The 13579-nt window shown below is 43.5% G+C and carries 13 protein-coding genes and 1 other RNA gene; 9 read left to right on the plus strand and 5 right to left on the minus strand.

The genetic code is table 11. From position 1 onward, the window contains the following. Positions 1–12 precede the first annotated feature (12 nt). The gene (locus ACZ5V1_RS08530; RefSeq protein WP_464391489.1) at positions 13–795 is read right to left on the minus strand and encodes a sirohydrochlorin cobaltochelatase; all 783 of its coding nucleotides are present in this window, start codon (positions 793–795) and stop codon (positions 13–15) included. Between the two features lie 366 nt (positions 796–1161). Between ACZ5V1_RS08530 and rfbB the strand changes: the two genes are divergently transcribed. From rfbB to ACZ5V1_RS08560, 6 genes are all read left to right on the plus strand, one after another. After that, entirely contained in the window at positions 1162–2184 is a 1023-nt protein-coding gene (gene rfbB / locus ACZ5V1_RS08535; protein WP_464391490.1) for a dTDP-glucose 4,6-dehydratase, read from the plus strand. Positions 2185–2574: 390 nt separating this feature from the next. Then, entirely contained in the window at positions 2575–3522 is a 948-nt protein-coding gene (locus ACZ5V1_RS08540; RefSeq protein WP_464391491.1) for a hypothetical protein, read from the plus strand. A gap of 12 nt (positions 3523–3534) precedes the next feature. Continuing rightward, a complete protein-coding gene (lpxB, locus tag ACZ5V1_RS08545) occupies positions 3535–4650 on the plus strand; it encodes a lipid-A-disaccharide synthase (protein WP_464391492.1) in 1116 nt (371 codons plus the stop codon). Positions 4651–4880: 230 nt separating this feature from the next. Beyond that, positions 4881–5240: a transfer-messenger RNA gene (ssrA, locus tag ACZ5V1_RS08550) on the plus strand. Positions 5241–5402: 162 nt separating this feature from the next. Then, complete coding sequence (locus ACZ5V1_RS08555; RefSeq protein ID WP_464391493.1) at positions 5403–6575, plus strand: tyrosine-type recombinase/integrase; 1173 nt, start codon at positions 5403–5405, stop codon at positions 6573–6575. A 439-nt stretch (positions 6576–7014) separates the two neighbouring features. Beyond that, complete coding sequence (locus ACZ5V1_RS08560; protein WP_464391494.1) at positions 7015–8142, plus strand: HNH endonuclease; 1128 nt, start codon at positions 7015–7017, stop codon at positions 8140–8142. Positions 8143–8209: 67 nt separating this feature from the next. Here ACZ5V1_RS08560 and ACZ5V1_RS08565 read toward each other — a convergent pair whose 3' ends face one another. Both ACZ5V1_RS08565 and ACZ5V1_RS08570 read right to left on the minus strand, forming a co-directional pair. Next, positions 8210–8398 (minus strand): hypothetical protein, encoded by a 189-nt coding sequence (locus ACZ5V1_RS08565; protein ID WP_160717419.1) that lies wholly within the window; start codon positions 8396–8398, stop codon positions 8210–8212. Continuing rightward, positions 8395–8580 carry a hypothetical protein gene (locus ACZ5V1_RS08570; RefSeq protein ID WP_464391495.1) on the minus strand — a complete coding sequence of 62 codons (186 nt, stop codon included), beginning with the start codon at positions 8578–8580 and terminating at the stop codon, positions 8395–8397. The genes ACZ5V1_RS08565 and ACZ5V1_RS08570 overlap by 4 nt, the downstream gene beginning before the upstream one ends. A 367-nt stretch (positions 8581–8947) precedes the next feature. On the opposite strand from ACZ5V1_RS08570, the gene ACZ5V1_RS08575 reads away from it, so the two are divergent. Together ACZ5V1_RS08575 and ACZ5V1_RS08580 are read left to right on the plus strand one after the other, a co-directional pair. Beyond that, entirely contained in the window at positions 8948–9676 is a 729-nt protein-coding gene (locus ACZ5V1_RS08575) for a hypothetical protein (protein WP_464391496.1), read from the plus strand. A gap of 41 nt (positions 9677–9717) precedes the next feature. Continuing rightward, positions 9718–10410: a hypothetical protein gene (locus ACZ5V1_RS08580; protein ID WP_464391497.1), complete on the plus strand. Its 693-nt coding sequence runs from the start codon at positions 9718–9720 to the stop codon at positions 10408–10410. 80 nt (positions 10411–10490) lie between these two features. On the opposite strand, the gene ACZ5V1_RS08585 is transcribed toward ACZ5V1_RS08580, so the two are convergent. Next, positions 10491–10982, minus strand: coding sequence for an ImmA/IrrE family metallo-endopeptidase (locus ACZ5V1_RS08585; RefSeq protein WP_464391498.1), 492 nt, complete (start codon positions 10980–10982; stop codon positions 10491–10493). 124 nt (positions 10983–11106) lie between these two features. On the opposite strand from ACZ5V1_RS08585, the gene ACZ5V1_RS08590 reads away from it, so the two are divergent. Further along, on the plus strand, positions 11107–12132 hold the full coding sequence (locus ACZ5V1_RS08590; RefSeq protein ID WP_464391499.1) for a putative phage abortive infection protein: 1026 nt from the start codon (positions 11107–11109) through the stop codon (positions 12130–12132). 156 nt (positions 12133–12288) lie between these two features. Here ACZ5V1_RS08590 and ACZ5V1_RS08595 read toward each other — a convergent pair whose 3' ends face one another. Beyond that, the gene (locus ACZ5V1_RS08595; RefSeq protein WP_464391500.1) at positions 12289–13428 is read right to left on the minus strand and encodes a bacteriophage T4 gp5 trimerisation domain-containing protein; all 1140 of its coding nucleotides are present in this window, start codon (positions 13426–13428) and stop codon (positions 12289–12291) included. Positions 13429–13579: the final 151 nt, after the last annotated feature.

Genomic DNA, 13579 nt, shown 5'->3' on the forward strand with positions numbered 1-13579 from the left:
ATTACTACCACATTACAAAAGCCTCAAAGTAGCTTCCAAATGATCCAACCAAATATCTACAAAGCTGGAATATTCAGCAAGACCAAGCACCATAGGTGTACAACGTATACCTGCTGCTTCGATCTGTGACTTCCATGAATCATCATCACTGCCAGCCATGTCGTTGCGCGCATGGCGACCAACAACAGATAGAAACGGCATCAGCCACACACGCTTAATTTCTCTAACCGCCAATTCAGGTAAGATATGTTCAAGCGTATGATTACCATCCATTGTTCCAAGAAAAATATTCGGATCAATCTGTTGCAACTGCTGGTAAACTGCATCATAGCAGCTATCACCTTCATGGGATGATCCGTGCCCCATAAAGACAATTCCCTCCTCCACTTTCCGGCTAGGAGGAATATGTCGAATAATCGCCGAAACAACCTGTGCGATGTCTTCTTCTGAATTTAGTAACGGCGCCCCGACACTTACGTTCTGCAAACGACTTGAGGTTACAAGAGTCTTTGCATGAGCGCATAAATCTTCATATTCCACACCGGGAATAATATGCAATGATTGCACTGCAATATGTGTATAATTTTCAAAAGCCATCTTCTCCAGCGCCTTAACAACAGAATCTCGTTTTACACGCTGCGCAGCAAGACGGTCACGAATAAGCTCAGAAGTAAACGCAAGCCGTACATTTACCCCGTCAAAACGCGAACGCACCCGCTCATCAAGAAGCCTGAGTGTCTGATGCGCCTGCAAGTTATTAGCGCCAAATGCCACAAGTAAAATACCTTTTTTCATATACACACGCTAATATAAGTCTGGTGGTGAATGGAGACCAGGAGATCCGAAAACCGTTGTCAGAAGCTGGTTGCACAAAATAAGGTCAATAAATTTGAACAAAATAAATTAGCTAATCTGCGCACAATTAGCAAGGTTATCCATAATTAGAAGATCTCCGTACCCATCAGAAAATGTTGAACAATACAGTTTTATCGAGGTCAAATCGAACATTTTTTTACTTCATCGCCTTCATAAGGCACGCAGATAATAACATACTATCTATCCGATAACTTACTATTTTTCGTTCATATCTCTAAATTTGACCTTGCCTCTATCTACCGTTACAACAGCACAAATTTTATCCTTCCTTTAAGAGGTTTCTATATGAATTTACTCGTTACGGGCGGTTGCGGCTTTATCGGCTCCAACTACATCCACTATATCTTCAATACATTCAGCGACGTCACAGTCGTTAACATGGATAAACTCACCTACGCGGGTAACCTTTTAAATTTACAAGCCATAGAAAAGAAACACGGCGAAAAACGCTACTTCTTCGAACATGCTGACATTGCCGACGCAAACGCAGTGGCTGCCATCTTTAAAAAGTACGAGATTGATGCTGTTGTAAACTTCGCTGCCGAGTCACATGTTGACCGTTCTATTAATGATCCATCACCTTTCATTACTACGAACGTTATGGGCACACAGGTACTGCTTACAGCTGCACGCAAAGCAAATATTAAACGTTTTGTTCATGTTTCCACTGATGAAGTGTACGGCGACCTCTCACTCGATGACCCGGCATTTACAGAAGAAACACCGCTTCATCCAAGCAGCCCGTACTCTGCATCAAAAGCTTCTGCAGATATGCTTGCATACGCATTTTACCGCACCTATGGATACAATGTTTCCATCACCCGCTGTTCCAATAACTACGGGCCATACCAGTTCCCAGAGAAGCTCATTCCATTGATGTTCAGTCTCGCATCAACCGACAAGCCATTACCTGTATACGGAACCGGCATGAACATCCGCGACTGGATTCACGTATCTGACCATTGCAGAGGCGTGCACCTTACACTTCTGAAAGGTAAAGCAGGCAAAGCCTATAACTTTGGCGGCAATGCAGAACGTACCAACCTTGAAGTTATCCGGACAATTTTGAATGATCTTGGAAAACCAGAGGACCTTATTACTTTTGTTAAAGATCGTCCGGGACATGATCGCAGATATGCAATGGACTACACCCTTGCACAAAAAGAACTTGGGTATGAACCAGAATACTCCTTCGAGCGTGGCATCAAGGAGACTCTCGATTGGTACAGGGACAACTCGAATTGGCTAAAAGATGTCCAGTCCGGTGCGTACCTTGACTTCATGAAGAAATGGTACGGAACCAAGTAACTAGCCCCTACATAAAAAAATACAATCGCCACTGGAAATGAGCATCTGCCCAATTTCAGTGGCGAAGTCGTTCTATCCAGCAGGCAGCAATATATCGTACAAGTGAGCAGCAGACTTACTGTTTTTAACGACTAGCTCTTCTTTTTGTGCGATTCTTTCTTGACGCATCACCATGCGAGTATTTACTCACTCAGTAATTAAATGCTGCTCATCACAATGTCATAACGTATAGACTCATTTAGCAGTCTACAAAGAGCTTCTTAATCCATAGTGAACCTTGCCGAATGATACCTTTTCTTGGATATCACTGATAGCAACGCACGAACGCTCTCGTTTTATGTACCAAAATTTTACTCACTTACATTCTTGAATAGTTGAAAGGATACTGCTGTGAATCTCGTTAATACATGTAAGACACTCCTAAAAGATGCTGTTTCCGCCAGTTTCGACCTGTACAAAGTAATGATCCCAGTCATCATTATTGTAAAACTGCTTCAGGAACTCGATCTCATCCAATATCTCGCAGTGCCTCTCAAGCCAATCATGAGCATTGCAGGACTTCCTGCTGAAATGGGTCTTGTCTGGGCAACATCGATCATCGTTAACTTGTACAGTGGCCTGATTGTATACATCTCAATGGTTCCGACAATGGACCCCTTAAGCGTTGCTCAAATAACGACACTTACCACAATGATGCTTTTTGCTCATTCTCTCCCTGTTGAATGTAAGGTGGCTCAAAAATGTGGCGTCTCCATGACGGGACAAATTCTTGTCCGCATGATCTCTGCATTTTTAATCGGTTTTTTGATGAACCTTGTTTTTACAAAAACTGGCATCTTTGCAGAACAAAGCAAAATCCTTTGGGAACCACAACTCCCTGAAGCCGGCATTATTCCTTGGGCGTTAAACGAAGCTAACAACCTTGTTTACCTGTTTTTTATCATCCTTACCCTTTTTGCCATAATGCGTTTACTCACATATTATGGCATAACAGAAAAGCTCAACCACCTACTTAAGCCAGTTCTTCAAGCTATCGGCATTGGTAAAGATGCTGCAACCCTTACAGTACTGGGCTTATCACTAGGTATCACATACGGTGGCGGCTTAATTATTCATGAAGTCAAATCAGGCAAACTGTCCAAGCGCGATGTATTTGCATCATTAACCCTTATGGGGCTCGCTCACGCACTTATTGAGGATACTCTTTTAATGATGCTCCTTGGCGCGCATTCAAGTGGAACCCTCTGGACACGCCTTATCTTTGCCATTATTTTCGTTGCGATCATGATGCGTTTCTATTCTAACGAGACAGCCAAAGCAGTTCAAGGAACGGACTAATAAGGAAATTTGATGGGTAAAAATATATGGATCAACGCCGGAGAAACCTCTGGAGATCTACATGGCGGCAAGCTCATGGAAGCTATTTCTACCATAGCACCCGACACCACTTTTTGTGGAATGGGTGGGCAGGAGATGCGCGCCAAAGGTCTTGACGCAGTTTTGCGTGTTGAAGATCTTTCCGTCATGGGCGTTACGGAAGTTCTCGGAAAACTGTTCGACATTTTTAAAATGCTGAAACAGATCAAAAACGAGTTAGAGAGACGTCGTCCCGATGCAGTCATTCTCGTTGATGCACCAGAGTTCAACTTCCGTGTAGCCAAGTATGCTTACAAGCTCGGCATTCCTGTTTACTACTACATATCCCCGAAACTGTGGGCATGGCGTACAGGCAGGGCTAAGTTTATTGCTAAGCATATCACCCGTCTTTTTTCTATCTTACCGTTCGAGGTTGAATTTTATAAGCAATTCGACATGGACATTGATTATATTGGCAACCCGCTTGTAGACGTAATTGACTGGCCTTCAATTGACCATATTCAACCAGTAAAGAATCGCATTGGTATTCTTCCCGGAAGCCGTAAAAAAGAAATTGAATCGCTCATGCCTCAGTTTGCTCTAGCAGCTTCCATTATGGCAAAAAAGAATCCTGAACTGGAATTTCACTGCATACAGGCACCAGGTATTTCACAGGAGCGATTGCGTGAGTTATGGACATGTTCCGTTCCGCTCACAATTCACAATCCTGAAAATAGATATGAATTCATGCGCGGTTGTACCATGCTCATTGCAGCATCCGGCACAGTAACTCTGGAATCTGCCCTTGTAGGTACTCCGACATTAATCACCTATCAGCTTTCTAAGCTGACTTTCTTTCTGGGAACAAAACTCGTCAAAGTTCCATATGTTGGATTACCCAACCTCATTATGGGACGCGAAGTCTTTCCAGAACTTTTACAGGAAGATGCAAACGGTGATGTTATAGCTCAACGAGCATTGGCATGGATTAATACTCACGGAAAGCTTGATGCTATCCGTAACGACTTAAAGACACTCCGCACAAAAGTTGGTGAACCAGGTGCTGCCGACCGCGCTGCGAAACTAATTATCGAAGATTTATCAAAATAAAGATATTGCCTTCTGGACAAGTGGAAAATAAGCATTATATTCTCTGAAAGGTAAAAAACGTAGTACTGTCTTTCAAACACTGCATTTTCTGCTTGCAGGGTCTACTAAAAAGACGTAAACACTTTCGCCTGCGTGAATGGATTCTGCTTGCAGGATACACCATTACAACGCACAATAAACCATCTGTCGTTAGTTCCCATTTTTTGACTGACAACAGATACTCCCAATTTGGGGGCGCACTGGTTTCGACGGGGATAGAAGAAACCGGAGTTGCAGGTCGAGGCGCCGCTGGCCTCGTTAAAAGCGGCACTAAAGTAATTGCAAACGATTACGAATACGCAATGGCAGCTTAATTGACCGCCACGTTCTCTTTGTTGACGTCAGATAGACTTAGAGAATGACAAAACACTATCCGACTAGTTTCAGTGGGCGTTTGCTGCAGCTGAGGCGAAACTTATACAGCTAACTGGTCTTACGTCGCCTGTTCTGGGGCAAAGCGGAAGACGAGACAAATTAATCCAGGACTAAACCTGTAGATGCTTCGAGTGGACCATTCTCGGACGCGAGTTCGATTCTCGCCGCCTCCACCATGAGGTACTTTTAAAGGGTTTCAGTAGATTTCAAAATCTTCTGAAACCCTTTTTTTATGGGGACTTGGAACCTCTCGAGGGTTCTGGGGGTAAGTTGACAGCAATCGCATTGTGGGGGCACATTTGGGGGCACATTCTGTTTCCCATTATGAGGTGCCCCCAATGAAGCTGACAGACGTTGCTATCCGTGCCCTAGAGCCGGATGCTAGGACAAAAAAGTATTTCGACGGCAATGGACTTTACCTAGAAGTCACCCCGAGCGGCTCCAAATACTGGCGCTGGAAATATCGCTTTGAAGGCAAAGAGAAACGTCTTGCCTTGGGGGTCTATCCTAAAGTCTCGCTGAAAGAAGTAAGGCTACTTCAAAAAAGCGCTTCTGTTCTCCTCCGTGAAGGAACAGATCCCGCTGCCCAGAAAAAAGAAAAACAAGCTCCGGTAATCACTTTTCGCCATGTTGCAGAAGAATGGCTCGCCAAACAACACCAATGGAAGCCAAACCATCGCCGCACTGTCGTAGGTCGTCTCAACAACGACGTGTACAACACGCTAGGCGACCGCCCTATTGACGATCTGCAACCGATCGACTTCCTACATGCCTTACGCCATATAGAAGCCAGAGGAGCCCACGTTACCGCACACAAGGTAAAGGGTATCTGCGGGCAGATCTGCCGCTACGCTGTCGCCTCCTGCATAATTCCAAGCGACCCTACGCGCGATCTTAAAGGCGCTCTCACTCCTCCCAAACGCAACCACTTTGCAGCCTTCACCACCAAGGAAGAAGCCGGTGCCCTTATGCGTGTCATAAAAGGCTACAACGGCTTCTTTGTTACTAAGTGTGCTCTGCTCATGACTGCCTACACGTTCACTCGTCAGGGCGAGCTACGGCACGCAGAGTGGACAGAGGTAGACTTGAGTGAACGCCAGTGGATTATCCCAGCGCACAAAATGAAGATGAAGCGCGAACACATAGTACCTCTTTCAGATCAAGTAATGGAGCTGCTGCTTGAGCTGCGAAAAGTAAGCGGACAAGGAAAGTATCTTTTCCCGTCATTACGCACAGACGAAAAGCCCATAAGCGAAAACACCTGCCTTGCAGCCCTTCGCCGCATGGGTTTTACTAAAGACGAAATGACAGCGCACGGATTCCGCGCCATGGCATCGTCAATTTTGAATGAGGCAGGCTACAATCCGGACGTGATAGAAATGCAGCTAGCGCATGTCCCTGCCAACAAAATCCGGGCAGCGTACAACCGCGCTCAGTACCTTCCAGAGCGATACAAATTAATGCAAGACTGGGCAGACATGTTGGATGCCTTTGAATCGCAGAAAAGCTAGGCTACATGCGGCATTGCAGGCGTAGAGAAAAAATGCGCTTGCACAGTGCTTTTCTGTTTTCGCCATGAAGTTTTAAATAAAAAAACAAGACAAGCTCATAACTTTCGGCAAGTTATGAGCTTTTTCTTTAATCCTAAGTAGTCTTCTCTTTTGCACAACTTGGCAAAACGTTGCAAAAAGTGCAATTGGCTATCCCACCATAATATCCAGTACTGGCGGGCTCTGGCACCCTGTTTTGCACCCCTCGCTAATTGCAAAAATGTGGCAAAAAAATGCTCGAAGGCGGGAGCGGAGGAGTGTTTTTTATTCTGGGATGGAGTTTTTTGCTCATGAAAAACTCAACCACTTTCCTAATATTATTTAGTTTTCCATTTTTCATATTGTTATTCACTCACTAGGTATTGTACACCTAAAGCACAAAAATACTGAGGGAGACAACATGGAAAAAAGACGCTGTGCAATCTGTTCTAGCCTTCTCACTGAAGACAATAAGACTGCTGAACATATTATCCCCAACTCAATTGGTGGAAAACGAACTGTTACTTACTTTATTTGTGACAAATGCAACAATGAAAAAGGTGAAACTTGGGACTTTGCATTAAGCGAGTCTTACAAAGACCTAGCCTTATTCCTCAGAATCAAGCGAGATCGAGGAACAGTTCCCTCACGAATAGTATCGACTACTGCCGGTGAGGAATTTATCCTTGATGCTACAGGAAGAATGACCATCCCAAGACCCACTTATAACAAAACAATTACAGACGAAAAAATCCATATAACAATGACGGCTCGAAATGATGCTGAAGCTGAAAAAATGATTAAGGATGTAACCAAAAAATACGCTAAACAAGGAAAGAAGGTTGTTTTAACAAAAACGACGTCCTCCACCTATCCTAAAGGCATGCTCTCTTCTGATATGCAATATGGTGGGGAGGAAGTGGGGCGTTCTTTTATTAAATCCTTGCTTGCTCTCTTGAGCACTACAATCGTCCCCGTTAATTCTTGCCAGGACGCCTTAAATTACTTGCAAGGCTCAACCCAAGCCAATTTTGGATACTTCTATTCATCCGATTTAATTAAAGACCGCCCAAGACTACCTATTCATTGTCTTCATGTGGAAGGGGACACTACCCACGGTCTCATCAAAGGATATTTAGAATACTTTGGGTCAACACGAATCGTATCGTGTCTATCTTCAAACTATACGGGTGCAGAGTTCAGTGAAACCTATTCGATAAATCCACTAACTGGTGAGGCGCTGAATTTAAAAGTAGATTTATCTACAATCACTCCTGAGAAAATTCAAAGCAGTTATGAATACAACGAAACTCCAAAAGGTGCTTTAGAAAAAACATTCGACCATTTCTTACCTGACATACTAGCTAATCATGAGGAAGAACACTGCAAAGAGGTCGCCAGAGAAGCTACTCAATATGCTTTTGCAAACTGTGGAGCAGAAGAGGGAGAGATTTTGACAGAAGAACATATCCACAACATTATTAAACACGCAACGAGCTACCTTGCACCTTGGGGAGAACATCAACTCAACAGAAAAAAAATTAATTAGCAATACGTACAATAAAGCCCCCTACATTGGCAGGGGGCTTCATATTTCTATTCTTAATTTTCTATTTCTATTCTGTAACCCGTTCTTCCATTCCGTCGAAGTGGGCGGCGCAGTCTTCTACGGCCTTTTCCATGGATTGGAGGATGAAGACTAGCTCTGGGTATTTATCGCCGAATTCTTCATGCATTAGGTTTAGGGAACGGGCGATATTGTAGAGATTCATTACGTGATCCGGCTGCTCTACTGGCTGACTCATGCTGCTACCCTCCTATCAACTGTATTAGCGAGTTGAATGAGCTTGTCTGCAATGTAGTCCAGCGCGAGGCTGCTTTCTGTTGTGGAAGTGTCTTTGCGGATCTGTTGGAGCGTTGCAGCTGCGTCGCGCAGCTCGTCCATGCTTGGAAGCATTCCGGTTGGAATGTTGGTTGATTGTGCCATGAGGCAACTCCTTTGGATTTTGAGATTTTAAGAGCTTACCATTGTCAATAAAAAAAGGTTGGGAGCTCTCAACCGTCCAAAGTACGGCAGAAGGTTTTCCCCTTGCGGGTGTTGTATGACCTTCGTACTCCCAACCAAAATATTTGGCATATGTAAGTAAAGATGCTTCCTAGCGCAAGATGCACGTATCCTAGGGATAAAGCATTTTGAACGTTGGACGCAAAAAAACCACTTCTTACGGGAGCGGATGGCCGCTTTGGACTAAAGGCGTTGAGAGCGCCTAGGAGAATTTATGCTTTACAATTGAACTGATTGTCAACATGTTTAGGAAAAGCATGGAATATAAAAGAGATAAGGACTTGTTGATATGAAATGTAAGTTGTGTGGCGGGGAATTTGATAAGCTTGCTAAGTCACATGTCATCCCCAAATGGTGCTCAGCAGAAATATCCACGGACCAATCACCGCTTGTAGAAGTCAACAAATGGGGAACACCACCAAAAAAAAGACGTACAGGGCACTTTGACCCAAACATTCTGTGTCATTCATGCGAAAAAAAATTCGGAAGAATTGATGATCGTGCTGCAAAACTTTTTTGTGAAACCAAACCGTTGACACAACACTCACGATATTTAGAATTTGATGAAAAACACAAAAGAACTGCACTACTATTTGTACAATCAATGCTTCTCAGAGCTTCACTAAGCGATATGGATTACTTCTCAAAAGTTTCTTTAGGGCCCTATGAACAGCCTTTTGCAAAATCTCTTGAAACCGAAGCCCCTCACCCGAACACTCAAGGGTTTATTTTTAAAATGGCTCGCTCTGGCATTCTCGAACAAGGACTTGGTTTTGAGCCTCAAAAATACCGTCAGAATGGAAAACGTGGATACAGATTTTACTTTGGGCACTATCAGACATTTATCAGATTTGAACACTCTACCCCATTAATCTCAAATAACACTTTCGAACTATCGTCATCAGGCAATCTAATCATTGGTATTCAAGACTATTTTGACGATGAGTTAGAATCGATAAAAAGATTTATCGCTACTCACCGTTCTATGCCTTACGCAAAAAAACGTCGTAAAAAGTAACACACTTTCATCAAGTATCTTCCTTAAGAAAGAGTAATTACATGAAATGCAAGCTATGCGGCAACGAGAAGAAAAAGCTCGCAAAGTCACATATCATCCCCAAGTGGTGCTACAGCCACATTCTTAAAGACAACTCAAGAATTATAATGAAACAAGGCGGAATTCCTTACCCAAAGAGGATACCGACCGGAATTTACGACAAAAAAATACTTTGTGCGGACTGTGAAAAAAAATTTGATTACATCGATAGTACCGCGTGTAATCTGTTTTGCCATACTCCCCCTTCAACAGTAAGTTCAGAATATTTAGAATTCTCTGGACGCCACAAAAAAACTGTTCTTCTTTTTATCCAATCTCTTTTATTGAGAGCAACATTAGCTTCATCATCTTTTTTCAGAGGAGTTAACGCGCACGAGTATATAGAAGGCTTCCATCACGCCATCCTCACACAGACCCCTTTTCCAACGGCACGCTGTGCAATAATCAAATCAGAACTACCTGACGCACTTCTAGTACAATCCTTCGGAACAGATGGGGAGTATGTGGTAAACTTTTACGGCTACACATGTACCATTTGCTTTAAGCAAACTACGGAACTTCTCAATAGCCCAGCAGATTTCATTAATAACAGTTGGTTCCGAATTTATATTACTCATAAACTTTTTACCCATGAGCATGAAGCACTTGTGAATTCGAATAGCGCGACTAGAGCTCAACGAAGCATGACTGAATAAAAAAACTCCCGCCTCATTGAGACGGGAGTTTTAAGAAATCTTACGAAAACAAAAAACCCTGTATTCACAGGGTGTTTTGTTTATATTGCTAGATCTAAAACCTCTAACCGCACTGAAGCAGCCATTGGAGAAACCTTAAATTTAAATGCTAAATCATGAGGTGAAGCACCATTTTGTCGAACAAACTTTTTAACTTCTCTTTCTGGCATTAATAACTCACCAGCAAAGTTGTTTGCTTCCCATTCTTGGGGATTCCTTACTCCACAGCGACCATACTTGCCCGCTTTAGGATTAGGCCATCCGGCATGCAAAAAAAGATGTCCTAACTCATGTGCGAGAGTAAAGTTATCACGAAGCTTTGAAGTATGTTGAGGAAGAAAAATTGTAAAACTTCCATCCTCACCCACTTCTAAAGTTTCTGAATTGCCATCTCGATAACAAATCCTACCTTTGTTCTCCTTAACCCAAGCGGCAAGAGACTCTCCAGCAGAAGAAGAAACTAGAGTTCCAAGCTCAGCACGTAAGTTTCTGGCTTCCATATACACATTCTCTAACCTTGCATTGCTATACATAACTTCCTCTCTTACCTAGATCTTAGCCAGAAATGAGACTTTCGTAAACTAAAAAGGGAGATCTCCCCCTACTCGCTTGCGCAAAATATAAAAAACCAATAAGTACGTGGCACTGGAGAATATAATGTTACGTCTACTACTCAAATCCCTCTTAGCTCTAACCGTTCTTCTGTTACTACTTATTTTATTAGTGCATTGGACACCTCTTGCTAATTCAATATGGGTAAGAAAATCAGGGTACGATCTCGTAAATCTCTACACACCAATAAATTCGTTCATCTCTACCCTAGGTATCCTAGGTATTATCATTACACTACGATACCAAACTAAATCTAGAAAACATGAACAGTTCGAGACAATTTTCTTTAATATGCTCTCGATTCATAATAAAAACTGTAGAGAACTCACTTATGAGATCCCCTCCCAACCAAGTTCTACTCGGCCCCTTTGTCCTTCTGCGAAAAAAGAAACACCAACCGGCTTAACAGCATTTCAATCCTACTTCAATTTACTGCAAAAAATATATCAGTCCCTTACAAAAGAAGAGTTAAATCTTGAAGACGTTTATGAACTTAAATCAAATACAACTGTTTATTCTGAACTAGAACAAACGGTTCAATTCTACACTTCTGAAGAACAATTTGCACTTCCACCCAAGCGAGCACTCTCACTAGCGGTTCAAACGATGGACCAACTCACAAATTTTGCTCTATACCCATATTTTATCCATTTTTATAGAACGCTTAAACATGCAAAAGAAAACATTAAAGAAGATGAGTATGCAAAAATATTACGTGCTCAGCTATCAACATATGAATTTTGTCTCGTATACCTCAACGCACTTGTTTCCGATGACAAAAAAAAGAAAAACAGTGTCGATTCAAAATTGAAAGAGTTGATCCAAGAAACAATTTTTTTCCATAATTACCGATCTGCATATCCAAGTTTGCTCTCTGAATTTGAAATTGATAATCTTCAAAACTATTCAGACACAGCCTTTAGAGAACAAACACTTATTGCAACACTCTCTACATATTGTGACACTATCCTTCTATACAAAAACATTATATTTACAGCATGTTGGATAGCTGCAATTTGGAGCATATTTTTTATTCTCTGCTACATATTCTCATCTCCAATCACCCTATAATAATAAATCATTCTACGTTACGCCACATACGCCACGTATAGATATGACCATAGTAACACCCCGAGACCACCGTCCAGTACCACAATAAACAAACAATCCCTCCAAGAGAGCAACTATTCAATTGGAGGGATTTCCTTACAAGCTCAGTATACTTTCCTACCCCCTAATCCCATCAACCCTCCCTCTACATTCTCCAACCTCATCCCCATGCCCTGCAATCACTCCGCTTTGATTCGGTGTACCTGTGGCGGCTCCAGAAACTCGATGTGTATGGCTTGCCAATACGTGCAGAGCGTCGCGAACCTCCTGCCAGACTGTCAGCATTTCATCCAACAGGGATACGCCGCCATTTCCACCACTCCCGATTTTAATCTTTGGTGCAGCTATGGTGAACACGCCGTCTGCGGTGTGGGTTGTGGCAGCGTTTGAGGTAACGCTTATTGTGCCCATTACGGACTGCGTTGCTTTGCCGCCGATTGTTTCTGTACGGGTTCCGGCAATGGTCTGGGTGAAGTTCTGGCCGACTGTATTGGAGTCTGCACCCTGTATGTTGCTAGTTCGGCTGCCCTTAACTTCTGTTTGCTGATTCTTACCCACTGCTACGCGGTGGTTGTCCGCCACTACGAAGCGCAGATCGCGCGCTGTTGTCAGGTTCAGACTATTCACGGCTGCTATGTTTGTGCGCCCGCCGGATGTAAAATTCATAGCGCCTAGGGCTTCTACCGTTTTTACGCCGCCTATTTCTTCAGAACTATTCTCCGCTATGGTGCGCAGCTCACGCGAAAGCTCGTCCACAGCTTCCACGCAGCGCCGTACATGCCGCAGGCTGTCATCCGTAATTGTTGCCTCACTGGTTCGCAGCCAGTTCCCTTGCGTATCTGCACTCTGGTAGACTGTGGCAGACTGCTGCCAACGTAGTTCGCCGTTAGTTAACTGTGGTAGAGAAAGCCCCATCGGATAAATTTGCCGAATCACCGGATGATCGGCTCTACCATAGGCAAAGCCCAGAACAACCAGCGCGCCTGCTTCGGGAAAGGCAAACAGACCGGATTCCATGCCCGCACCCACCGGCACGGGCAGCGGTACTGCCTCATAAATGGGGAATGCTTTGTCCCGCGTGCCTTCCGGCGTAAGAATCTCCACATCTACAGCGTAACGCGGTCTAAACCGCTCGCTTGTGCCGCCATTCTCAGGTGCATCACACACTTTTAGTACCCGTGCGTAGCGATCCAGATGCAAGCCCGCTGTCAGCTCTGGAAAGGTTCGCAGCACAATTTTTTTAATGAGGTCACGCATGATAAAACCACCTACAACTATTCATAATTTTACTATCAAAGCTTGACTGTTTACTTAATCAGTCGTTAGAGAGTTGCTGCCCCATTTGGGGGGCATACCCAGAAAAGGGGGGAGGGTTCTTGTGCTTTTTTCTACGCCAAAAAAGCTCATG

Source organism: Halodesulfovibrio oceani subsp. galateae (assembly GCF_055397225.1).